This window comes from Sporosarcina sp. FSL K6-6792 (assembly GCF_038004885.1).
Classification (GTDB): Bacteria; Bacillota; Bacilli; order Bacillales_A; family Planococcaceae; genus Sporosarcina; species Sporosarcina psychrophila.
Genome location: NZ_JBBOSA010000001.1, coordinates 2016792 through 2038518, shown reverse-complemented (window position 1 = coordinate 2038518; position 21727 = coordinate 2016792). Strand labels below are relative to the sequence as shown.

Below are 21727 nucleotides of genomic sequence, written 5' to 3'. Positions count from 1 at the left end.
ATTTAAATTTTGGGGTACCTACTATAGTGAGAGGCTACTCCACCTCGATTAACTCCTGAATGTTGATGTCTAACACCTTTGCATACCGTTTCTAATGTGGATAGATATACTCTGTCCACGATGTCTGAACAAAGATGGCTTATTGTGTTGGGACGAAGCCCTGTCATACGTGCCAATTCACGTTGTGAAATGTCACGTTCTTTAAGGATTTCCTTGAGTTTGATAGATATTGGCGAAAAACTCAAAATCAACTAGATATCTTATATACCACTCATTACAATTGGGTACGTCAAATGCCTTTACATTCAATATGCCATTCGCAAAAAAAGATACTCCTACGATTATCAAAAGTGGAGATGTCGATGTTAAGGTTGAAGTGAAGAATGTGGATGTTGGGGCTAAGGGTACGGATGAAATTAATTATGTTTATTTTAATAAAACACATAAAGATTCCTTACCTAAACCAAAAGGAGATGGTCCAAATGGTGGAAAATTACAATCTCATCATGGATTACAGCAGGAATGGGCAAAAAATAATTTAAGTCAGTATGTGTATGATTCTAAACTTGCCCGACAATAACTATCGAGACAGGGAAAGAACTACAACATACATTCATTTCCAATTCTCAAACTGCGAGACGAAATAAACGGATGGCTTCAGGTGTAGGGAAATGGAGCACCACTTTACAGGAAGAATTACAATTCATGGTGGACGATTTAACTAAAGCCGGTTTTTCACGTAATACTACTAGTCAAGTTCTTGAACAACAATATAAGATGCTAGATAAACTAGGTGTTAAGTATGAAAGGATTGATTATTAATGAACATACTAGATAATATCAGTAGTGTGTACACAATTGATGCCAGAAAATCTCCTTCGAAAGAAGAAGAAATTAAAGCACTTCGGGATTTTTCGACAATAGATGTACCTACAGAATATAGAGAAATAATTCAGCTAGCTTCAGACATTGAATTTAATATTAGCGACCAAATGTATATTCGAATTTGGGGAGCATCAGGGTGCATAGAAATGAATGAAGCTTATGAAGTGCAGAAATATCTCCCGAATTCGCTCGCAATTGGTGATGATGAAGGAGGTGGTGCATTAATCTATCTACATGGTAAAGATGGTTTTGGGATATATTATAACAGATTCGCAGATTTGGACATTGAGGAGGCGGTGAAAATTGCACCATCGCTAACTGAATTATTAGTAAGTAATGCAGGTGTGAATACTTTATTAGACATTTGAAAATATTTAGAGAAATTGATAGGCTTTATAGTCTTTCAAGGTTTTTTTAATGATTTAGAACGGAGTGTTATTAAATATACAATTTGCCATCTGGAAAAATGGATATCCTAACGAGTATCAGAAGTGAAGATGTCGATGTTAAGGTTGAAGTAAAGAATGTGGATGTTGGGGCTAAGGCTAAAGCTACTGAGGATGCTATTGCTTCTAAAAAACCATATAGCAGACCTAGTTATGGAAAAGGTCAAGTTAATCAAGTATGGGAAAATGCAAAAGATCCTATTACTGAGAAATTTTATGACCCAACAGGAGTAGAGAAAATTTGGAATAAATCTAAACCAAGAAGTGGCAAATGGGATATGGGGCATATACCAGAAGAAAAATATTCTGATATGCATGAGTTGTATATGAATGGGACTATTACTAAGAAAGAGTTCTTAGTGGGTATAGAGAACCTCCAAACTATCGACCAGAATTACCTAGTACTAACCGAATTCATAAGTTTGAATGAAGGGATGATAGAAGAAATGGATATTAATAAAACTGATTATTGGACTATTATAAAGTTTGGAAGTCTTGAATTGTTTCTGGAGAAGCTAAGAATTGAGAAAGAATGTATTGAAGAAGTTGTAAACTCTATTGATAAGTTAATATAATTTAAAATGATGAATGTAATGAATGGCACTATTTAGCAGCAAATATTAATTGTACAGGTGCGGTTGAATTGGATGTAGATTTGATTTTAAAAGATAAAAAATTTGGTGATTCTGGAATATGGTCTTTATGTCAAGAAGTTTTTAAAAAACGAACAAAGGAAGGAAATGATTTAATCGTAAAATGTTTAGAAAAACGTCCAAATATTAATAATTTAAATAAATCTGGATATTTATTGAAGTATTTAATTGAAGAAAGTGGAACTGAAGATATGAAAAAAAGTCATGGAGGTGATTAGTTGAAAAAGAGTAGTGGATTAGGTGGTAGCGTTGTATCTACTAATATTTTGCGGAATAAAGGGAAATTGAAGTGGTGTATTAAAGAAAAACCAGTAAATGCTCTTGATAATGGGTGGAGATTTTTGTCAGATATAGATACAGACGAATATCTTGCTGATGCTTCAAATATGTCAATTTGTGATTGGGGAACTATTATTGAGATAGAACCAGCAATAATGTATATATTTGATATGCCATTAGGAACAGATATCACCTTACTTAATGAAAATAATACAAAGTCCTTTGTCTATACTGAGTCAGGGGAAAAGGTAATGTTTAAATAGTTTAGCAACACAACATGAAATTGTAAGTATCCCATTGTATTCGCACAAAGTACAGAAGGCGATTGATTTATGGGGAAATAAAGAAAGGTATAGTTGAGATATTGAGAAAGCACTGTGAAAGAAAAGAAGTGAAAATTATCGGAGCTCTAGCTTGTAAAGATCATATATATTTGTAGGTAAGTACTCCACTTAAAATAAGTTTGTCTTCATTTGTAGGATATCTCAAGGGGAAAGACAGAATGACGATATTAGACAGACATGCGAATTTAACATACCGATACGGGAACCGAAAGTTTTGATGTACAGGATATTATGTAGATGCAGTTGGGAGAAACAAAATGATAAAAGAAGGAAATTGCTATGAATATGACACATGAGCAGCTAAAGAATACTTATTTAAATGTGAAATTAACTCAATAATCAAAGGGGGGGGCTTTTTAAGTGGAAACTATATTTAGCGATTTTATTAAACATGAAACTGTTGATGAAGATGTTATTTTGAAGTATAAGGATAAACTTCCTGAAGAGTTAATAGAAACATGGGAAAAATATGGTTTTGGTAGTTTCGTAAATGACTATTTAAAAGTTATTAATCCAGACGATTATTTAGATATTTTAGAGAGAAGTTACCTAAGGTATGAGCAAGCGATTCCTATTTTTACAACCGCAATGGGTGATATTATAGTATGGGAAAAAGATAAGTATGTAAATTTGTTAAACTTTAGGAAAGGATATGTTAATGTTGTTTCATCCGGATTTGAATTCTTTTTTGATGATTTGAAAGATAATGACTTTATGAACGATGAATTAATGTGGCAGCCTTATCCTGAAGCGACTAGTAAATATAGTGCCCCTAACTATGACGAGTGTTTTGGATACACCCCTTTATTAGGATTAGGTGGAACAGAAAAAGCTGAAAATCTAAAAACAGTGAAACTAATAGAGCATATATTAATTGCCACTGAATTCATGGGTCCTATTGAATAACAAGAAACTCAGTTTTAGATAAGACGAGTCGAGTGAACAATGATTAACTCATAAACTAAGCTGGAAGATATATTATCTTCCAGTTTTTTATATCTTACTTTTTAAATCTGTTTCCCGTATTAATATATATAAGCATAAATACAACTATGCCAAGAAATAAGACAAGACCAAAGGAGAATAACCAACTAATTTCATATGCTTCACTGAGTAACCAAAACAACATACTAAACGACAATGAAAACATCATTATCCCCATAAACTTACAGAGGGCAACTATATCATATTTTTCTTTTTCTTCTGGAGGCATTGTATTATACCCTGCAATTAAGAAGGAGCCTTTGCCATTGATTAATAAAATACCTAATACAATAAACAACCCAATGACAAACATCATTACAACCAATTTTATCCCCCCCACTAAGAAGTGAAATATTTCGGTAGCATACTCTACAATCTGGTCCGTTTGCGAAAGACTGATCTTATTGAAAATCAGTCAAATTTGTATAACAAGTATAACATTATCTTTTTCGGAAATATGGTTTCTGATCTTTAATCATCCAGTGGTAGAAACTATGTCAGGACTGCACATTTCTTTGGCTGTATTCAAATGATGTTGACCTTTGCTTTTTTGTAACATGTGTATAATACATCTAACGTCGTTTTCACAATTTTATGACCCAAGCGAGCGAGTGAAATCAGGTTCTTAAAGATTGTAACTAGAATCAATCAAAATAATTCAGAGAAGAAGAGAGGACGGTATTAACATGGAAAACGTATCAAATGTAGATAAATTGGAATCAATAAAATCCTTCCAATCGACAATTAGTAAACTCGAAAATGCCTTGGCTACGATGACTCAGAAAGGCGCAAATACTACATTATTAAAGAAACGGCTCAAAGCTATTTACATTGGGTTAGCCATGCTGGAAAACGTTTGGAATCAAAAGATGCATCCTTACACCCAAAAAGATTTAGCAGAAGCCCGCAATGTTCTTACTGGTTTATTTCCATCAATTAAGAGCATTTATGTGAAGTTAAAGGCAGGTAGTCCTCAAAGAACGCTTTTAGAAAGAAGAATTAAAGCATTGGAACTAGCTGTTCAAGCGATTGACGATTTTTCCGATGAATAATTTGTGAAGTGAATAAATTTCAGATACCTAGTAGCGTTGTATTTTACCTTCTGAAAGTAGAAATGACGGGTACAGTTAGGAGGGGGAAATGATTTTTAATAAGGTAATAGAAGAACAATATATTCAAGTCGATAGTAAGGTCAATAATAGAGAAGCAATAAGAGCTGTTATATTACGAAATAATGAAATCCTCTTGATCCATACGAATAAGGAGGATTATAAGTTTCCGGGTGGTGGGGTTGAAGGTCAAGAAAGCCATTCGGAGTGTCTCATTCGTGAAGTGGCAGAAGAAACTGGATATGTTAACTGTATAATTAAAGATAAGCTAGGGACCGTTATTGAAAGGAAATTAGACGAATATGACAATACCTCAGTATTCCAAATGACCTCACACTACTATCTTTGTGAATTAAAAAACAATGAAAGAATTGCTCAACAATTAGATGATTATGAGTTCGCTCAGGAATTTAGACCTGAATGGATTCACTTGATTGAGGCGATTGAGCAAAATGAAAAACGGATTAATCGTTTTGAAAAGAATACATGGGTAAAACGTGAAATCTTTGTTTTAAAGGAACTCCGAAATATACTGAAATTTTAGGTTTTTAAAACGGTGAGGTGATAATTGCCTATAGTGCAACTGGATTTAGTTATTCAATTGGAACAAAGATGGGTCTAGGAACCTTAGTATCAGGTTTATTGTTTTCGGCAGTAGGTTGTTTTAACAACGATAGCAAGTGTTTTAGAAAGGGAAAAGTGTTGGTGAAGAGTTGACGAACATAAAAATTAGAAGTGCGACAAACGTTTTTTGTATTTTAAATGCCATCTCCTTTACCGTAGGTTACTATACTTAAAAATACATATTGTGAGGTGGGAAAATATAGCTTTAGCTATTATTATTACACTATCGTTAGTACTTGGAGCGGCGGTAAATTTCAGATACCTGTGGTTTGCCCCCTATATATCGGACGCAGTTAAATACTAGCTTTGAGGTAACAAGTGCGCTTCCAAGAAGGCTTTAGGTGTCTTATACCCTAAACGTTTTTGGCTTCTCTCATCGTTAAAGTAGTTGCGGAAGGCCAGTAAGTCGATTTTAGCCTGTGCATAATTATTCAAAGGATAATGAAAATCAAATTCGGTTTTGAAGTGAGAAAAGATACTTTCAATGACCGCGTTGTCCCAACAGTTTGCTTTTCTCGACATACTTGGCGTAAAGCCAAGTTCCTTTGATTTCTTATGGTGCTGAAGTGATGTAAAGACACTTCCTTGATCGGTATGGAAGAGAATGCCTTTCATTGACTGAAGATCACGTTCGTTCATTGCCATATGAATAGTAGCTTCCACTAGCTCATAAATCGGCCTGGAACCAACAGCCAGCGCAATTAGTTCTCGATTGAACAAATCAACAATAGCTGAAATGAACAGTTTTGCGCCCTCTGCTTTGATTTCGGTGAGGTCCATAACCCATTTTAGATTCGGAGAATCTACATCAAAATTTCGATTTAATATATTTGGATAAACATGGCCAACAAGGTTTGTTCTTGTTTCTCTAGTGATTCTTGCCTTTCTTATCTTAGATGCTAAATTCAATTCATGCATTAATCTGGCCACGCGTTTATGGTTTATAATATGGCCTCTTTCTTTAAGTTCTCCTGCAATATGTTTACAACCATAAGTACCTTTGCTCTTATTATACGTTCGTTTTATAGCTTTAATATCTCGAAGATCGCGTTCTGATGGTCCTTGTTGTGGGCGCTTCATGTAATCATAATACCCACTTTTTGATACACCAAGTGTCTTGCAAAGTCTTTCAACCGAATATTCCTTTCTCAAAGAAGTTATGGCATCATATGACTTTTGTTTTCGTTCTCCTTGAGAAAGACCTGGAACTTTTTTAGAATTTCAATCTCCTCTTGTTGTTGATAATATTTCGTCTCAAAGCAACGTAGGCGTTCTAATTCAATCCTATCATCTGATAGTAAGTCTGGGTTTTTCGATTGAAGACCAGTCTCACCGTGCTGTTCAAAGGTTTTGACCCAATTAATTACTGAATTTACACTGAAGCCAATTTCTTCGGCAACAAGCCTTTTGTTTCGGTTGAACTCTATCACTTGTGTAACCGCATATAATTTTGTTTCAAATGTTGAACGACGCTTTTTTAACTTTTTCCGGATATACATAATAACCTCTCCTTTAAATAGAATAATAAGGCTTTGTATATTCTATACCCTATTTTGTCCGTTTTAAGGGGGGCGACCACTGCGCACGAAGCTATTCCGATAATTCACTACAATTATATATTTAGTAACTGGAGATTAGATAAGTGCATGATAATCTAATCTCCATTGTTTTTTTATGCAAGTATGTGAATTGTTTGTTATTTATTAGTTGCACAGTGTACCTAACATTATATCTGGAAAAGAGATATGCTTGTTACAAGCTAAAATGAAAGAGGTATTATCATGCAATATATAGTTTTCGATTTAGAGGCAACGATGTCACATACAACAGATATGCCACAGTATATAATTGAAATTGGCGCTGCCAAAGTCTCGGATGTCGAAGGTGAATTAAAAATCATTGATAGGTTTCAGTCTTACGTAAAACCCCCACAAATGGATTTACTTGATAAGAGAACATTGAAATTTGTAGGGCTAACTACTGATCAGTTCATTGATTCACCGAACATGGTAGAGGTAATGCAAAGATTTCGTAAGTGGATAGGCGAGGAAGATTACTATCTATGTAGTTGGAGCAATAGCGACCTTCGACTCCTTGTCAATCACTATGCGAAGGAAAGATTTGATTTATCGTGGGTAAAAAACTTTAATGATATACAAAGACCTATATGTGTGGATGTTTTTCAAGAAAACAGACAAATTTCACTGAAAGAAGCATTAACGATGAGTGGAATTGAACAAGATGGAGAACTTCACTCTGCTGGTGATGATGCGGTTAACACAGCAAAACTTCTTGTGAAAAATATAAAAGATATCGTAGCCACTACATCTGAAGATCCGTTTGCTCAAATAATTTGCGCTCTGTATAAGAATTGTTTCATATGTGGTAAAACTACAAGGCATAATGACCTTCACTTGAATGAAAAAGGCAAGAAGACTAATAGATGTAATACTTGTTGGGAAAGAATAAACGAAGAAAATCTAGCGAAAGAGTTAGAGGGAAAAGCCAATATCAAAGTACAATAAATCGGGTGCCTGTGCGCCACACAGATACAAGCAATTCACACCTCTGAATTAATATAAAAAAAAGCAGACGTTCTACAATTTTCCTGATTTTTACTATATTATAATACAATTAAAGTGAATTAACTAATTAGTTCTGCGCACAGTGGTCGCCCCCCTTAAAACGGACAAAATAGGGTATAGAATATACAAAGCCTTATTATTCTATTTAAAGGAGAGGTTATTATGTATATCCGGAAAAAGTTAAAAAAGCGTCGTTCAACATTTGAAACAAAATTATATGCGGTTACACAAGTGATAGAGTTCAACCGAAACAAAAGGCTTGTTGCCGAAGAAATTGGCTTCAGTGTAAATTCAGTAATTAATTGGGTCAAAACCTTTGAACAGCACGGTGAGACTGGTCTTCAATCGAAAAACCCAGACTTACTATCAGATGATAGGATTGAATTAGAACGCCTACGTTGCTTTGAGACGAAATATTATCAACAACAAGAGGAGATTGAAATTCTAAAAAAGTTCCAGGTCTTTCTCAAGGAGAACGAAAACAAAAGTCATATGATGCCATAACTTCTTTGAGAAAGGAATATTCGGTTGAAAGACTTTGCAAGACACTTGGTGTATCAAAAAGTGGGTATTATGATTACATGAAGCGCCCACAACAAGGACCATCAGAACGCGATCTTCGAGATATTAAAGCTATAAAACGAACGTATAATAAGAGCAAAGGTACTTATGGTTGTAAACATATTGCAGGAGAACTTAAAGAAAGAGGCCATATTATAAACCATAAACGCGTGGCCAGATTAATGCATGAATTGAATTTAGCATCTAAGATAAGAAAGGCAAGAATCACTAGAGAAACAAGAACAAACCTTGTTGGCCATGTTTATCCAAATATATTAAATCGAAATTTTGATGTAGATTCTCCGAATCTAAAATGGGTTATGGACCTCACCGAAATCAAAGCAGAGGGCGCAAAACTGTTCATTTCAGCTATTGTTGATTTGTTCAATCGAGAACTAATTGCGCTGGCTGTTGGTTCCAGGCCGATTTATGAGCTAGTGGAAGCTACTATTCATATGGCAATGAACGAACGTGATCTTCAGTCAATGAAAGGCATTCTCTTCCATACCGATCAAGGAAGTGTCTTTACATCACTTCAGCACCATAAGAAATCAAAGGAACTTGGCTTTACGCCAAGTATGTCGAGAAAAGCAAACTGTTGGGACAACGCGGTCATTGAAAGTATCTTTTCTCACTTCAAAACCGAATTTGATTTTCATTATCCTTTGAATAATTATGCACAGGCTAAAATCGACTTACTGGCCTTCCGCAACTACTTTAACGATGAGAGAAGCCAAAAACGTTTAGGGTATAAGACACCTAAAGCCTTCTTGGAAGCGCACTTGTTACCTCAAAGCTAGTATTTAACTGCGTCCGATATATAGGGGGCAAACCACAGGTACCTGAGAAATTCAAGATCTCCGTATATTGTCGGATTATACGAATAGTTTAAAGGGCTGAGATCTATAAAATTCAGCTCATTTTTTATGAGGCGCTTAATTACAAGAAAAGTTTGCAACTTTAGAAATGAGTGAATCGTCTAGATAACGGATCAAACAACGAAAGCAGGTGCACTTCATGGTTTATCAATGGTTGGGATGGGCACAACTCATTCAAGCCTTATCGCAATCCAGCTTAGCCTTTTTAAGTAATATTTACGATATCGAACGCTACGAAGAATTACGCATGATTTGTGCAGAAATCAAGGATTTATTCATGAATGACACAGGCTATCAAACGCCTAAAGTGGATGTTCGTGGGGATAGTTTTCAAGTGATGAAAGTGTTATGAGTAGCCTTCCTAACGATTTTTATAAAGATGTTGATGGTCATATGAGTGAGTTGGAAGAGTATGATGTTGTTTACCTTCTGAAAACAGAGTTTAAATAAGGGTTTTAGACAATTATGGATATAGTGATGGAATGCTATCCTTTAAAATACATTTTTGCGAGGTGAAAGATATGGCTCTAGCTATTATTATTACACTATCGTTAGTACTTGGAGCAGCGGTAGTATTGATTTGTGGGAAAGGGAATTTCAAGGGGATGATTGCTCTGTTACTTATGTTATGGGCAGGCGATTTCTTGTTTCTGTATGCAAAATTTGTAGTGGGTGACCCCTTTTTAACGTCAATTATTTATTTACCTGCGATGATTTTGGTGGGAATTCCCGTAATTGGGTTGATTATTATTGTTGTGAAAAGTAATGGAGGAAAAGATAGTGAGAAAATAGTTCGTGCGATTGTATTTTCCATAACGATGACAATTATCATTGTTTTTGTACCGTCATTAAAATCAGAGGGTAAATTCAAATTATATCAAAACGATTTTTATGCCGTTTCAGATGCGGTTTTTCAAGCGTACGACGATGGTAAAGTATCAGTTGGAGATCATTTTTCTTCATGGTCATCTAACACAAGCGATTTAGTAAACACGGATTCTGTTTTTTCTAGCAATGAAATTGTGAAGAAAATGGAAAAATTAAAACAGTCCGCTGGCGTATATGGTTATGATTTTGTAGATAAAGATGTCATCTATTTCAGTTTCGGTGCTGTTTTCCAATCAATTAGCGGAATTGCGATCAGTAGGAACGGTAAAGATCTTTCCACAGATGAAACACTGGAATCGGAACCCTATGATGGTGTTCCTACGTATAGGTATATAATGGATGGCGTCTATCATTTTAGCGATGGGTTATAAGTAGTTATTTCTTTGGTAAATACTTATTCGTTCTAATAAAAGTACGAGGGGGTTTTTGTATGGAATTTTTTGGATTGTACTAGGGGCATTATTGGGAACAAGTGGTTACGTGTGTCAGTTGACGTATATGAAAAATTTACACGAAGGAAAGGATATAAAAAATCCAAGGTTATTAGGCATTCTATCTATATTTTTTGCCCTTGTAATCGTCATGATGTTTATTGTATTTGGGTTGATGTGATTTAGTGATAAGATAGTTATTAAACTGGTGATTATTGTAAGACCCAAACAAAATATATTCTATTTATATTTAAAAAAATTTCAGGTACCTGTGTGCGAAACTATTGTAGTAATTAATTTAAATTACATATTTATGAACTGAAGATTAGATAGGTACATGATAACCTAATCTCTATTGATTTTTTAAGAAATTGTGTGAGTTGTTACTTGTTTTTTATTGCGCAGGTACCATACACTCAGGCAGTTTTTATCCTATTAAACTATCGGATAGATTAGTTCAATAAGAAGTAGACTATTGGAGAATTTCACTAATAAATTGATTGTGGGGATCTACTTGATTATTAGAAAACTTTTTTCGGGATTAATTGCTGGTATTTTGCTCATGTTAATTTATTTTCTATTAGAACAGTCTGGATTTGTCCTCTTAATAGGTGTTTATCTCTTACCCATTCTTTTGATTTATGGAGTGCTATCATCTATTCTTTCTGATTTCGTTACAAAAAGACTAAGAGGATTGCTCAGAGGAAGTTTGGCGCTATTCATTCATTTATTCTTTGCTGCTTCGTTTGTTTTAATGCCAATCTTAGAAATGGAAAGGAGATTTAATCGCTTAGTTTTAATTACCGCTCTTTTATCATCAAGTCTATTTTGGTGTATAGATGAGTTCCTTAGGTCTAAAAGAGCTAAAGATATATGCGAAAAGATAGATGAATTAGAAATTTATTGAATATCCATTTTAACATTCAACAAACGCGGCAGTTTAGCTTAAAAAGGTATCTATTGAAGTTGATAGATTATCAGTGGAGGTATAAAAAATGGAAGAAAGAAATTTTGATACTTTAAAGTTATTTCAAATGTTTTTTGCAATCCTTTTTATGTTACTTATTATTTATGGTAAGGTTACGGAAAAACACAACTTACTACCGTTGACTTTAATAGTTATGAGTGTAATGTTCCTTATAATAGGAATACGAGAATACAAAAAAACACAGAATTTAATGTGGGGGATCTTCTATTTATGCACTTCGTTATTCATTTTATTCGTTGGAGTTAAGGCATTATGATTAATTTAATAGAAGTAATGTTCAACTAACTGGTATTTTGGTGTAACAACAGTAATGCTTTGGTATGTCAACACTAAATCAAACGATATTATTAAGGGCTAATTCTTTATAAGCAACCGGACTTAGGTAGCCTAATGTACTGTGCGAACGGATATTATTGTACCAATTGACATAATCGAAAAGTTCAAGGGACAACTGGTTAAGGGTTTGATAGTGCGCTCCGTTGATTAATTCTGTTTTTAAAATCTTAAATGTTGCCTCTGCCACCGCATTGTCATAAGGATTCCCTTTATGGCTAAGTGATCTTTTAATTTTATATCCACTTAATAATTCATCGATCCCAACGTTTTTAAATTCAGAACCGCGATCTGTATGAAACAAGTTCACATTTCCCAATGGGTATTTAACAGAATCGAAGGCACGCTGAACTAGAGCAGCGTCTTTTTGTGCTCCTACGCTCCACCCGACAATTTCACGATTGTATAGATCGATTAAGAAACAAACGTAACTCCAGCGATATCCTACTTTCACGTATGTTAAGTCGCTTACTAACACGGACATCTCTTTGTCCACTTCAAATTCTCGATTTAATACGTTTCGAACGGATTCTTCATTTGGTCTTGTCGCCATTGGTTTATAGGAAGGTTTGGCGTATTTTGATTGAAGTCCAAGTTCGCTCATCAATCTTCCAATTCGGCGTCTCGAGATTGTAAGGCCTTCTGTCTCTTTATCTAGTTCTATTTTTAGTTTCCGAGTACCATAAACGTGTCGGTTTTCATTGAAAACCTTAGCGATCTTTTCTTTTAATACGCGTTCTTCTGCCTGTTTTACTTGTTCTTTTTGAGCGGATACTTCAGTGTCATAATAGAAGGTGCTACGCGCAATTTTTAGGACTTTACACATTGCTGATACCGAATAGGTGTGACGGTTTTGTTGAATCACATCTATTTTCGTCCCATGATCAGCGCTGCTTGCTTTAAAATATCTACTTCCATTTCCAATTGCTTATTTCTCTTCCGTAAGGCAATCAACTCCTGCTCTTCTGGAGATTGATTATCTTTCTCTTTGAATGAACCAGACTGCCTGAATTGTGTAATCCACCTATCAAGAGCAGATGCGGTTAATTTATATTCTTTGACAATATCTTGTCGGCTTTTCCCGTTTTCATATAGGGCTACCACTTGTTTTTTGAAATCTGTAGAAAACGTTCTTCTTTTTACGGACATAGTAGATCTCCTCACTTCTTGTGTATTATTCTACTAGCCCCTAATTTAATTGTCCAACTAAGTGTAACCTATCCACTTTGCTTAGTGTGCTAGCAGAGCTTTAGTTCAATAAGAAAAATTGGAACTTTCATTCGGTTAAAACATATTAAAGTAAAGGGGCAGGCTAGTTTAAGTGTTCCCCCTATAAGCTGTTAGAAGAATCCAAAGGAACTTTTATTTAGATATTAATCAATCACTATTTTCCCATCTTTATCTAGTAAAGGAGTCATTCCACTCAATCCCAAACCACTTGTCATGAGATAATTTACACCTGTTTCAGTATCCACTACAATTTTAATAAGCCCTCCACTTAGATGTTCTTTTAATTTTACTTTAAATCTTTTTTCATTTTACATGAAGTTATTAATAGATACCATTTTGTACCCAGCAGATGTAGGTATCATTTAAAAAATTATATATAATGTCCATCTTGGGCTCACCTAAAAAGGAAACCTTCAATTTTAAGGTTTCCTTACTCATTATTTAACTTATTAAACTTCTTTTTGTAAGTGGATTAAATGTGGATCGATACAGTAAAAATGCTATTATGTTAGTAGTAGATTCACATTATAAATACATAAAGAAGGAAGTAGTGAAATGTATGGCAATTGCATCGCATTCTGTAATCATTCCAGCACCTGTAGAGAACGTATGGGACTACGTTAGTCAAATCGAAAACTGGGCAGTAATGGTTCCTGCCTATAAGGAGCATGAACAAATTGATGAACAAAAGTCGGTTTGGACATTCGAAGGGAATATTAAAGGATTTAAAAAGGCTGTAAAAATGGAGTTAAACATAACTGAATTTCATGAGCCAACGATGATTCGGTTCGAGTTAAAAGGGTTAACGGACAACTTTACAGGTAGTGGCCAGTTTACTGCTGATGAAACGGCAGGGCAAACAACGATGACAGGGACAGTTGAAGTAAATGCAGGCGGCTTAACAGGCGCTGTGTTGACACCTGTTATTAAAATGGTGTTGCCGAAAGTGACAACACGCTTAACAGAGAAAATTGCACGCCAAGTTAAACAGGAAAAGTTGTCGGTTCGGTAAAGAAGGTTTTACTTATTTAGGTGACAGGTCCTTTTATATAATGTGGCTGACATTTAAATGAAATGTGGTTAGTCAAAAGATGTCACAGAAAGTAATCATTCAGCTTCTTGGTCGGAAGCGGAGTGGTTACTTTTTTTCTATTGGTGGATCATGCAATCATCGCTACAACAGCTGTCGCTGTCAATGCATGGAACCTTCACTGATTTTATAGAATTTACTTCCCTGCATCGTCAATTTCATGGAATTTAAAACTGTTCACCAACAAAAGTTTCACAGCCGCCGAATCGGTTTCTACAATTACTTCTTTCATATCTAGGGGTACTCTTCCTGACGGTTCGATAACCAACTGTATTATGCTCTCAGATAAAGATTCGGTACTCTCCTTGTCGCCACTGTACTCCACGTTACATAATGGCTATCGTCATGACTAATTCACTTCCTACAAGAAACATCGTTTCAATCTTGATTAGCATGTCCTCTATAACAATTCCAGCAATTTCACAAGGTACATTAAATTTATCCTAGGACGGTTTTTTGCCTTGTTCATAATAGGAATTGACTGTATTGTGTAAGCAGAAATTTATTTCCTTGAAATTGTGATTGAGTACGCTAATCAGCTGTTCACCTTAATTTTTGGGTCGACCACTGTGTTTTTAAAAAGCAATTCAGATTATTTATAACCAGGTACTTTGAAAATTTGGAAATTCCTAAGCTCGGACATTCTACATAAAGACGATAGAAGGTGCGAATATCCTTCTTAATGCGTCAGATATATATCACGATTCATTAGCAACGTGTTAAACTATAGGCAGATGAATTTCGAGGTATAGTCCAAAAAATATTCTTAGAATACACTATAAATGGATTGATATTCATCAAAGCTGATTCCATCCTGTTATGGTGTCTATGCTTGTACATATATGTGAATAAACGCGAATAAACGCGAATGTTTGTAGAACAGGTGACCTGCAAGGATTTACCCTGCAAGGATTTACATAGAAAATAATAGGATGGTGCTTCCATGATTGGTATGGGCTATCGGACGATAAAGACTGCTGTGGGAGCAGGGCTGGCCATTTGGATTGCGAGTTTATTGGATTTGGAATTTGCAACATTTGCAGGAATTATTGTTATTATGTGTATCGAGAAAACGAAGAAAAAGACATTAATTACAATGAAGGATAAATTCTTGGCCTCTCTTTTATCTTTGATTCTTGGTGCTTTGTTTTTTGAAGTATTAGGTTATAATCCCATTGTTTTTTCCTTATTTATTTTATTATTTGTTCCAATCCTTGTAAGAGCTCACATTCAGGCTGGTTTTGTCACAAGTATGGTTGTCGTATTACATGTTTATACGGTAAAGGATGCTACCTGGGTTCTGTTTCTGAATGAGGTCTATATTATTTTCATCGGTATGGGAATTGCTCTTCTCGTCAATAGTTTCATGCCAAATTTCAAGCGAGATATTGAAAACTTTAAGAAGGAGATTGAACAAAAGTTTGAAATTATTCTCTTTGAATTCTCTGCCCATTTAAGGGATAGTATGCGGAAGTGGGATGGGAAAGAGATTCTTGAGGTAGAAGATTTGATTAATCAATCTAAAAGCATTGCCATTCAAGATGTAGAAAATCGTCTGCTGCGAAAACAAAATATAGATTATTATTATCTGGAAATGCGAGAGGATCAACTGGAACTTCTAAAACATATGATGAAAATCGTTGCTATTTTCTCTTCATTCAGCCTAGACGTTAAACAGAAAGAAATGTTTGCAGAGTTCTTGGAGAACTTAAGTCGAAACGTTCATTCGGGAGATACAACGGACATTTCACTAAATGAGTTAGAGGAATTAAATTCCTTAATCCGCGAGATGGAGTTGCCGAAGACAAGAGAAGAATTTGAAATACGGGCGAATCTATTTTATTTGATTTTTGAAATGAAAAACTACTTAAACATAAAGAAAAAACTTTTTGCAAAAAGAATTCGATAGTGGAAAGTGCCTGTGAGAGGATATTCATCACGATTTCATAAAATAAACGGCGGATATCGATTATATAACGCTCTGTCGATATCCCCTGAATTTTTAATTGCAAGTAAGTGTTGTTGCCATACTTTCATGAGGTATTGGTTCGCCCCGCGCCGTCTCCATAGTTTGTTTCATTGAGTTTCAATTAACGTCAAAACCCTTGATTCAGCAAGGATTTTGACGTTTTTTATATCATACAATTTCATTGGGTTTTTAAAAAAATAGTAGCCTAAACCATGTCCGTGGTTTGGGCTACTAGTGCAAATTTGTTTAGTTTTTATTTTAAGTGCTGCCTAGTAGACCCCATTTTGTATTAATTCCAAATCATATATTGCGGGTCTGCATTTGTTTCATCCGTTTCTGAAAATATAAACGTCCATGGCATAGAAGTATTGCCGGCAATTTCACAAGGTAAGCTAAACGTAGCATTGGCCCGTTGTTTGCCTTGTTCAAAATAGGAAATGACTGTATTGTGTAAGCGGAGATTTATGTCCTCAAAATTGTGAATGAGTACGGCAATCAGTTGTTCACCTTTATAATTGCGTGCGTTCCATAAAAATGACAAATGGACACCGTCTTGTAGCTGTTTTGTTTGTTGGCGGAAATGATGAGTAATTTTTTCGCGATCGGCAGGGGCAATTGTTTTGTCCCATGCAGGTTCAAAATAGAGCTTTTGCATCGTCATCGCCTCCAGTTACTCTTCCAATGTATTTAGTTAGTATTATTTGGGACGCGGAACCTATCTCCGTGTCTCGTGCTTGACTTAGTCTAATTCTAAAACTGGCTGTACTAAACGACGGACTTCATCTGTTGAATTTGTATTCATTAATTGGTTTCTTAATTCAGCTGCGCCTTCAAATCCTCGAATATAGATTTTGAAAAAGCGATGAAGTTGCTTAAATGAACGAGGTTCGATTTCGTTTGAATATTTATCGTGAAGATCCAAATGTAAAAGTAATAAAGTGAGAAACTCTTTCACACTATGTTCTTTAGGTTCTTTTTCGAAAGCAAATGGATTGGTAAAAATGCCGCGGCCGATCATGACACCATCAACGCCGTATTGTTCCACTAATTGTAATCCTGTTGCGCGATCGGGAATATCTCCGTTAATGGTTAACAACGTATTTGGAGCTATTTCATCACGTAGTTTTTTGATTTCAGGGATTAGTTCCCAGTGTGCATCTACTTTACTCATCTCTTTTTTTGTACGAAGGTGAATGGAAAGATTCGCAATATCTTGTTTCAATACATGTCCTAACCAATCGAGCCACTCGTCAACATTTGTGTAACCCAATCTTGTTTTAACACTAACTGGTAATCCACCTGCTTTTGCTGCTTGAATAATTTCCGCTGCAACTTCAGGATGTCGTATTAATCCAGCACCTTTACCATTGGCTGCCACGTTTTGTACTGGGCATCCCATGTTTAAATCGATACCTTTAAACCCTAGTTTTTTCATATCAATACTCATCTGTTCAAAAAATGCTGGTTTATTGCCCCAAATATGAGCGACAATCGGTTGCTCATCTGCTGTAAACGTTAACCGACCACGTACACTGTCTCTTCCTTCAGGGTGACAATAACTTTCTGTATTTGTGAATTCTGTGAAAAATACATCGGGTTTTGCTGCTTCACTAATGACATGTCGAAACACCACGTCTGTGACATCTTCCATTGGTGCTAATATAAAAAACGGCTTCGGTAAATCAAGCCAAAAATTATCTTCGTTATTCATTCTATATCCTCCTGTTGCAACAAATAAAAACCATATTTATCGATTGCATAATCCTTTGCCCATTATACATATTATCATTTCTTGTAGTTGGATGCACTGATACACTTCCCAAATATGAACCCAAAAGAGAAGTCGTTTTATTACGGCATAGTTTATGGGAACACTTTCAAATGGTGTTACTGCGTAGTGGGCATGCTAATTGAAGAAAACTGCGAAGCAGAGGATGATTTCATCACAGAAACAACCAAAAAATAACTATGATATAATTATTTGTAAAAGAAAGTGTCGATTCACTAAGGGTGCAATTAAAAATATAGGAGGACAGTATGATAAAGCAGGCTTTAGTTTATAGTGTGTCGTTTTTTATATTCCCAACAGTTTTACAATTTTTATTCAAACCAGAGATAAACTGGGTAGACAATATTGGACTTTCTATATTTGCGTTCTTTGGTTATATTTTCTTCGCATGGATGAACAAATCAGCAAAGAAAGATAATAAATAGAATATCTCGCTATCTCGCAATTGGGTGCGATAACTGGATAACAACTGCGTACTCTAGAATCGGGCCAGAATATGAATGGAAATCAGAAAGGGTACTGGTATGAGGCTAATTCAGTTTATATATATAGTGTTACTTTGGGGGCTACCCATTCTGTTTGCGTGGCGTTCTTTCAACAAAATGGAAGAAGAGAAACGGCGCGTGGTTATAAAAGAAATTAAAGAACCTTTATTTATTTTTGGAGCTGCACCTATAACTATTGGTTTGCTTGTGTTTTTTACTGGTTCTGTTTCGGCACCGGGAATAAAAGTCTTACAACATTCGGGAATGGGTTTAGTGTTCCTTGGTTGGTGTGTAGCGTGGGTGGAGGAATTGGTAAACAGAAATAAAAGTACGTTGAAAAGTATTGCTATGATTGCCATGGGGATATTCGGAATGGTCGCTTATATTTATCTGTATTAAATAAACGGCACGATAATTGAATAGATCAGGCCAGATTGTGGTAGCTATGTGAAAATCTCAAGTAAGGATTTATCCAAAAATTGGGGGGCAGTGGCGTCGGGTGAGATTAAACAAATATTTTATATGATATTCACCTTACTATGTGCGCAGGCGCATTGGGGTAAGGGGCTGAGGAGTCACTTTTACTTATTTAACCGGATTATTGAGCGTCATGTTCATGATCCTATCTTTGAGAAAAAGAGAAGGGAATAAAAAGTATTCTTATCCTCTTTACTTATCTTACTTAGGACTCTCTCAAGTTTGGCACTAGGGATCAGTTTCTTAATGAAGAGTTCTTGTCGGAATCTAAAAATTATCTTGTCCTAAGCTTGCTAAGTGAGGAAAATATCGTAAGGATTAAAAGCTTTCCCTACTATACGAGATTCCAATTAATCACTCTTCTAAAAAACCTTCAAAATGATGTTCAAATGAGTTTCGATATGTATACGCGTTTCTATGAAAATCATTATAGATTAATAAGTGATTGAGAAATTGGTGAACGCCAGGCATGATTGATACTGCTGTGCAAGAATATAAAATAATGTTTTCAAAAGAGGGGATTGGGGATATGAAGGTAATGATTTATAGTTCTTTTGTAATTATAGGTCTTGTAGTTGCAACTATTTTAGGTATCTTTGGTCAAGTTATAGCTTATGATTTTAATGAACGTTTCCCAACAATTGAGTTAACGACAGCTATAACTATCGTAACTTTCATTAGTATTGGATTATATATAATTATCCCTATTTCATTATTTATTTTCAATAAAACCGCAAAAGTAGTCCTTATTGTGAGTGTTATTGCGTGTGTCTTAATAGGGCTTCCGATTTCTATATGGTCATTTTTTGTTTGGGGGATGTGGATGGGTTAATTTAATAAAACCAGTAGCAGGTTAATACATAAAGGTCCTGTTTTTGGAAATGCATTAGATTTTGCTTGTGAAACACTGGGTGTTAAAAATATGAAATCATAATTACTCTAAAGTATTTACGGTTAGTAAGAAAGAAGGGAAATGGTATACCTTTTTGAGAGAGAGGTTATATCTACCAAGAAAAAAACTTTACTGATTATGAGCTTGGTAAAAAATACATAGTACTTACATTTCTATAATTAGCTGGTACGGGATTATATTAGTAGTTGCTTTTAACTATTGAGCGCGATTGCTTAATAAGTGATTGCGTCCAAATCGTCCAAACGAGCCAGAGTGCAAAAGATCGAAATTAAATGATAGAGGCTGGATTAACGGGAAAGTAGGTGCAATTTATGAAGGCATTTAAAAAAACGATCGAATTCCTAAATAGAATGAAAGTCATCGACATATGGGGGGACAGAAACGAGGGCTTATCCAATGATGATAAAGAATATATAGACAGAAAAAAATCTCAAAATCCTTATGGGCTTATAGGAATGATATTGGGTGGAATTGCATTCACATTTGGACCTCAGTATGGTTTTATTCCTGTTATTACCCTTATCTTTTGCATAGTTACCTTTTTTACATTTGATAAAGAAAAAGAAGATAATCCTTGGCCATTTTACGTAGGTATAATGCTTTCATTGATCGGCTTAATCATGGTTATTACTGGGGAAGTACACGATCTGATATTTTAATATCTTTTCTTGAAAGGCTTCATCCTCATAGGACATGCCTATCTCATTTCTGTATATTTACTGGCTAACTATGGATTAACAGCTTATTAAATGAACGGGCGCGATTATTGAATAGAACATCTTCGGCGATGGGGCTGCCCTAAAGCGAACCGTATAAAGCAAATGGGCCATATTGTCGAAGAACAGGTAGATTGTAAAGTGAAGGGATGTACTTAAACAAACAAAGAAGGATTGTTAAAAAAGAAAAGGTTCCTGAATTAGTTAATTTCCGGCAGATAAGGAGGTAAGTAATGATATCAGAATTAAAAAAGTCAGAATTTTATAAATGCGAATATATGTTATATGAGCAAGGTCAATTAGAAGCTAAAGCAGTCGTCGAAGGGATAAATCCAGGTCGTATTTTTGTAGATGATATTGAATCTCCTGCTTCGGGACTTATCTGGTTAGGTAATAATGACGGTTTTTTCTTTATTGGAGATGAAAGAAACGAAGGGTTCAATACCGAATTAAATCATTTTATTGATACAGTAATCATTCTAGAAGCAAAGAAGGTGGGATTAACTTGGTTTGAGGGGATTGGTAATCATAATAAGTGGGATGAGACTATTATAAAGGTGTTTGAAAACCGCAATTTAGGAAGTTGGAATCAGAGGGTTTATACGTTACAAAAAAAAGATTATAAAGGCAACTTCGAACTTACTATTGAAGAAGGATATAAAATTGTGAAAATTAGTAAAACACTTTTTAAAAACAGTGATAAATCAATTGAAAATATTGAGTTTTTACATTCCAAAATAGTAGAGTTCTGGTCTTCACCCGAAAGGTTCTTTAATGAAGGCTTTGGATACGGTATAGTTTGTAAAAATAAAATTGTTAGCGTCTGTTTTTCGGGTTTTGTAGTTGATAATGTACATGGTGTCGATATTGAAACCTTGGAAGAGCATCAAGGTAAAAAGTTAGCACAAAAAGTAGCCATTGCTTTTGTAAAAGATTGTTTGGAAAATAATCTTGTTCCTTATTGGGATTGTATGGAATCTAACAAACCTTCAATTGCGGTCGCAGAGAGTATAGGATTCAGAAATGTATATAACTATATAGGTTATGAATTTATGTTTGAGTAATTTTTA

At 35.0% G+C, this 21727-nt stretch carries 28 protein-coding genes and 3 pseudogenes; 23 read left to right on the top strand and 8 right to left on the bottom strand.

The window, feature by feature from the left end:
* Window positions 1-34 precede the first annotated feature (34 nt).
* Window positions 35-245, bottom strand: a pseudogene (locus tag MKZ26_RS09860) (helix-turn-helix domain-containing protein).
* On the opposite strand from MKZ26_RS09860, the gene MKZ26_RS09855 reads away from it, so the two are divergent.
* From MKZ26_RS09855 to MKZ26_RS09820, 8 genes and pseudogenes are all read left to right on the top strand, one after another.
* The gene (locus tag MKZ26_RS09855; protein ID WP_340766040.1) at window positions 230-580 is read left to right on the top strand and encodes a hypothetical protein; all 351 of its coding nucleotides are present in this window, start codon (window positions 230-232) and stop codon (window positions 578-580) included. The pseudogene MKZ26_RS09860 and the gene MKZ26_RS09855 overlap by 16 nt on opposite strands.
* Window positions 577-822 (top strand): hypothetical protein, encoded by a 246-nt coding sequence (locus MKZ26_RS09850; RefSeq protein ID WP_340767634.1) that lies wholly within the window; start codon window positions 577-579, stop codon window positions 820-822. The genes MKZ26_RS09855 and MKZ26_RS09850 overlap by 4 nt, the downstream gene beginning before the upstream one ends.
* On the top strand, window positions 822-1253 hold the full coding sequence (locus tag MKZ26_RS09845) for an SMI1/KNR4 family protein (RefSeq protein WP_340766039.1): 432 nt from the start codon (window positions 822-824) through the stop codon (window positions 1251-1253). Before MKZ26_RS09850 ends, MKZ26_RS09845 begins: the two co-directional genes overlap by 1 nt.
* 98 nt (window positions 1254-1351) lie before the next feature.
* Entirely contained in the window at window positions 1352-1906 is a 555-nt protein-coding gene (locus MKZ26_RS09840; RefSeq protein ID WP_340766036.1) for a GH-E family nuclease, read from the top strand.
* A gap of 68 nt (window positions 1907-1974) precedes the next feature.
* Window positions 1975-2202: a hypothetical protein gene (locus MKZ26_RS09835; protein WP_340766034.1), complete on the top strand. Its 228-nt coding sequence runs from the start codon at window positions 1975-1977 to the stop codon at window positions 2200-2202.
* Window positions 2203-2526, top strand: a complete 324-nt coding sequence (locus MKZ26_RS09830; protein ID WP_340766032.1) for an immunity protein Imm33 domain-containing protein — start codon at window positions 2203-2205, stop codon at window positions 2524-2526. It abuts the gene before it with no gap.
* A 33-nt stretch (window positions 2527-2559) separates the two neighbouring features.
* Window positions 2560-2946, top strand: a pseudogene (tnpA, locus tag MKZ26_RS09825) (IS200/IS605 family transposase).
* A 21-nt stretch (window positions 2947-2967) separates the two neighbouring features.
* The gene (locus MKZ26_RS09820; protein ID WP_340766030.1) at window positions 2968-3513 is read left to right on the top strand and encodes a T6SS immunity protein Tdi1 domain-containing protein; all 546 of its coding nucleotides are present in this window, start codon (window positions 2968-2970) and stop codon (window positions 3511-3513) included.
* Between the two features lie 94 nt (window positions 3514-3607).
* Here MKZ26_RS09820 and MKZ26_RS09815 read toward each other — a convergent pair whose 3' ends face one another.
* Window positions 3608-3907, bottom strand: coding sequence for a DUF3784 domain-containing protein (locus MKZ26_RS09815; RefSeq protein WP_340767633.1), 300 nt, complete (start codon window positions 3905-3907; stop codon window positions 3608-3610).
* A gap of 370 nt (window positions 3908-4277) precedes the next feature.
* On the opposite strand from MKZ26_RS09815, the gene MKZ26_RS09810 reads away from it, so the two are divergent.
* On the top strand, window positions 4278-4643 hold the full coding sequence (locus MKZ26_RS09810; RefSeq protein WP_340766028.1) for a hypothetical protein: 366 nt from the start codon (window positions 4278-4280) through the stop codon (window positions 4641-4643).
* Window positions 4644-4731: 88 nt separating this feature from the next.
* Complete coding sequence (locus MKZ26_RS09805; protein WP_340766026.1) at window positions 4732-5244, top strand: NUDIX hydrolase; 513 nt, start codon at window positions 4732-4734, stop codon at window positions 5242-5244.
* Between the two features lie 380 nt (window positions 5245-5624).
* Here MKZ26_RS09805 and MKZ26_RS09800 read toward each other — a convergent pair whose 3' ends face one another.
* Window positions 5625-6476: an IS3 family transposase gene (locus tag MKZ26_RS09800; protein ID WP_187045316.1), complete on the bottom strand. Its 852-nt coding sequence runs from the start codon at window positions 6474-6476 to the stop codon at window positions 5625-5627.
* 5 nt (window positions 6477-6481) lie between these two features.
* The gene (locus MKZ26_RS09795) at window positions 6482-6823 is read right to left on the bottom strand and encodes a transposase (RefSeq protein WP_187045315.1); all 342 of its coding nucleotides are present in this window, start codon (window positions 6821-6823) and stop codon (window positions 6482-6484) included.
* Between the two features lie 282 nt (window positions 6824-7105).
* Between MKZ26_RS09795 and MKZ26_RS09790 the strand changes: the two genes are divergently transcribed.
* The 7 genes from MKZ26_RS09790 (at window position 7106) to MKZ26_RS22355 (ending at window position 11911) form a co-directional block, all read left to right on the top strand.
* Entirely contained in the window at window positions 7106-7849 is a 744-nt protein-coding gene (locus MKZ26_RS09790; protein WP_340766025.1) for a 3'-5' exonuclease, read from the top strand.
* 222 nt (window positions 7850-8071) lie between these two features.
* The gene (locus MKZ26_RS09785; protein WP_187045315.1) at window positions 8072-8413 is read left to right on the top strand and encodes a transposase; all 342 of its coding nucleotides are present in this window, start codon (window positions 8072-8074) and stop codon (window positions 8411-8413) included.
* A 5-nt stretch (window positions 8414-8418) separates the two neighbouring features.
* Window positions 8419-9270, top strand: coding sequence for an IS3 family transposase (locus MKZ26_RS09780; protein WP_187045316.1), 852 nt, complete (start codon window positions 8419-8421; stop codon window positions 9268-9270).
* A 217-nt stretch (window positions 9271-9487) separates the two neighbouring features.
* A complete protein-coding gene (locus tag MKZ26_RS09775; RefSeq protein WP_340766023.1) occupies window positions 9488-9700 on the top strand; it encodes an NUDIX hydrolase N-terminal domain-containing protein in 213 nt (70 codons plus the stop codon).
* A gap of 169 nt (window positions 9701-9869) precedes the next feature.
* Window positions 9870-10607: a hypothetical protein gene (locus tag MKZ26_RS09770; RefSeq protein ID WP_340766021.1), complete on the top strand. Its 738-nt coding sequence runs from the start codon at window positions 9870-9872 to the stop codon at window positions 10605-10607.
* Window positions 10608-11181: 574 nt separating this feature from the next.
* Window positions 11182-11574, top strand: a complete 393-nt coding sequence (locus MKZ26_RS09765) for a hypothetical protein (RefSeq protein WP_338653470.1) — start codon at window positions 11182-11184, stop codon at window positions 11572-11574.
* A gap of 88 nt (window positions 11575-11662) precedes the next feature.
* Window positions 11663-11911, top strand: a complete 249-nt coding sequence (locus tag MKZ26_RS22355) for a DUF3953 domain-containing protein (protein WP_445683415.1) — start codon at window positions 11663-11665, stop codon at window positions 11909-11911.
* Between the two features lie 78 nt (window positions 11912-11989).
* Here the strand turns inward: MKZ26_RS22355 and MKZ26_RS09760 are convergent.
* Both MKZ26_RS09760 and MKZ26_RS09755 read right to left on the bottom strand, forming a co-directional pair.
* A protein-coding gene (locus tag MKZ26_RS09760; RefSeq protein WP_340766017.1) for an IS3 family transposase occupies window positions 11990-13137 on the bottom strand; the annotation gives its coding sequence in 2 pieces (ribosomal slippage) (window positions 11990-12891 and window positions 12891-13137; 1149 coding nt in all).
* Between the two features lie 224 nt (window positions 13138-13361).
* Window positions 13362-13505: pseudogene (locus tag MKZ26_RS09755) on the bottom strand (DUF6440 family protein); the annotation flags it as partial.
* Window positions 13506-13696: 191 nt separating this feature from the next.
* Here MKZ26_RS09755 and MKZ26_RS09750 point away from each other — a divergent pair.
* A complete protein-coding gene (locus MKZ26_RS09750; protein WP_340766016.1) occupies window positions 13697-14230 on the top strand; it encodes a CoxG family protein in 534 nt (177 codons plus the stop codon).
* 1021 nt (window positions 14231-15251) lie between these two features.
* A complete protein-coding gene (locus tag MKZ26_RS09745; RefSeq protein WP_340766014.1) occupies window positions 15252-16217 on the top strand; it encodes an aromatic acid exporter family protein in 966 nt (321 codons plus the stop codon).
* Between the two features lie 349 nt (window positions 16218-16566).
* Here the strand turns inward: MKZ26_RS09745 and MKZ26_RS09740 are convergent, their stop codons facing one another.
* Together MKZ26_RS09740 and MKZ26_RS09735 are read right to left on the bottom strand one after the other, a co-directional pair.
* Window positions 16567-16932: an SLAP domain-containing protein gene (locus MKZ26_RS09740; RefSeq protein WP_340766013.1), complete on the bottom strand. Its 366-nt coding sequence runs from the start codon at window positions 16930-16932 to the stop codon at window positions 16567-16569.
* A gap of 84 nt (window positions 16933-17016) precedes the next feature.
* Complete coding sequence (locus MKZ26_RS09735; protein WP_340766012.1) at window positions 17017-17988, bottom strand: tRNA dihydrouridine synthase; 972 nt, start codon at window positions 17986-17988, stop codon at window positions 17017-17019.
* A 680-nt stretch (window positions 17989-18668) separates the two neighbouring features.
* On the opposite strand from MKZ26_RS09735, the gene MKZ26_RS09730 reads away from it, so the two are divergent.
* From MKZ26_RS09730 to MKZ26_RS09715, 4 genes are all read left to right on the top strand, one after another.
* A complete protein-coding gene (locus MKZ26_RS09730; protein WP_187046737.1) occupies window positions 18669-18950 on the top strand; it encodes a hypothetical protein in 282 nt (93 codons plus the stop codon).
* A gap of 547 nt (window positions 18951-19497) precedes the next feature.
* Window positions 19498-19860 carry a hypothetical protein gene (locus tag MKZ26_RS09725; protein ID WP_340766011.1) on the top strand — a complete coding sequence of 121 codons (363 nt, stop codon included), beginning with the start codon at window positions 19498-19500 and terminating at the stop codon, window positions 19858-19860.
* 392 nt (window positions 19861-20252) lie between these two features.
* Window positions 20253-20600, top strand: coding sequence for a cell division protein FtsK (locus MKZ26_RS09720; protein WP_338653430.1), 348 nt, complete (start codon window positions 20253-20255; stop codon window positions 20598-20600).
* 290 nt (window positions 20601-20890) lie between these two features.
* Window positions 20891-21721, top strand: a complete 831-nt coding sequence (locus MKZ26_RS09715) for a GNAT family N-acetyltransferase (RefSeq protein ID WP_340766010.1) — start codon at window positions 20891-20893, stop codon at window positions 21719-21721.
* Window positions 21722-21727 lie beyond the last annotated feature (6 nt).

What these genes read in the sequence shown, in the direction of transcription:
- MKZ26_RS09845 (WP_340766039.1), top strand. Translation starts at nt 822, where the DNA reads ATGAACATACTAGATAATATCAGTAGTGTGTACACAATTGATGCCAGA.
- MKZ26_RS09840 (WP_340766036.1), top strand. Translation starts at nt 1,352, where the DNA reads ATGGATATCCTAACGAGTATCAGAAGTGAAGATGTCGATGTTAAGGTT.
- MKZ26_RS09815 (WP_340767633.1), bottom strand. Translation starts at nt 3,907, where the DNA reads ATGATGTTTGTCATTGGGTTGTTTATTGTATTAGGTATTTTATTAATC.
- MKZ26_RS09810 (WP_340766028.1), top strand. Translation starts at nt 4,278, where the DNA reads ATGGAAAACGTATCAAATGTAGATAAATTGGAATCAATAAAATCCTTC.
- MKZ26_RS09805 (WP_340766026.1), top strand. Translation starts at nt 4,732, where the DNA reads ATGATTTTTAATAAGGTAATAGAAGAACAATATATTCAAGTCGATAGT.
- MKZ26_RS09795 (WP_187045315.1), bottom strand. Translation starts at nt 6,823, where the DNA reads ATGTATATCCGGAAAAAGTTAAAAAAGCGTCGTTCAACATTTGAAACA.
- MKZ26_RS09790 (WP_340766025.1), top strand. Translation starts at nt 7,106, where the DNA reads ATGCAATATATAGTTTTCGATTTAGAGGCAACGATGTCACATACAACA.
- MKZ26_RS09785 (WP_187045315.1), top strand. Translation starts at nt 8,072, where the DNA reads ATGTATATCCGGAAAAAGTTAAAAAAGCGTCGTTCAACATTTGAAACA.
- MKZ26_RS09775 (WP_340766023.1), top strand. Translation starts at nt 9,488, where the DNA reads ATGGTTTATCAATGGTTGGGATGGGCACAACTCATTCAAGCCTTATCG.
- MKZ26_RS09770 (WP_340766021.1), top strand. Translation starts at nt 9,870, where the DNA reads ATGGCTCTAGCTATTATTATTACACTATCGTTAGTACTTGGAGCAGCG.
- MKZ26_RS22355 (WP_445683415.1), top strand. Translation starts at nt 11,663, where the DNA reads ATGGAAGAAAGAAATTTTGATACTTTAAAGTTATTTCAAATGTTTTTT.
- MKZ26_RS09745 (WP_340766014.1), top strand. Translation starts at nt 15,252, where the DNA reads ATGATTGGTATGGGCTATCGGACGATAAAGACTGCTGTGGGAGCAGGG.
- MKZ26_RS09740 (WP_340766013.1), bottom strand. Translation starts at nt 16,932, where the DNA reads ATGCAAAAGCTCTATTTTGAACCTGCATGGGACAAAACAATTGCCCCT.
- MKZ26_RS09735 (WP_340766012.1), bottom strand. Translation starts at nt 17,988, where the DNA reads ATGAATAACGAAGATAATTTTTGGCTTGATTTACCGAAGCCGTTTTTT.
- MKZ26_RS09730 (WP_187046737.1), top strand. Translation starts at nt 18,669, where the DNA reads ATGGAAGAAGAGAAACGGCGCGTGGTTATAAAAGAAATTAAAGAACCT.
- MKZ26_RS09725 (WP_340766011.1), top strand. Translation starts at nt 19,498, where the DNA reads ATGATTGATACTGCTGTGCAAGAATATAAAATAATGTTTTCAAAAGAG.
- MKZ26_RS09720 (WP_338653430.1), top strand. Translation starts at nt 20,253, where the DNA reads ATGAAGGCATTTAAAAAAACGATCGAATTCCTAAATAGAATGAAAGTC.
- MKZ26_RS09715 (WP_340766010.1), top strand. Translation starts at nt 20,891, where the DNA reads ATGATATCAGAATTAAAAAAGTCAGAATTTTATAAATGCGAATATATG.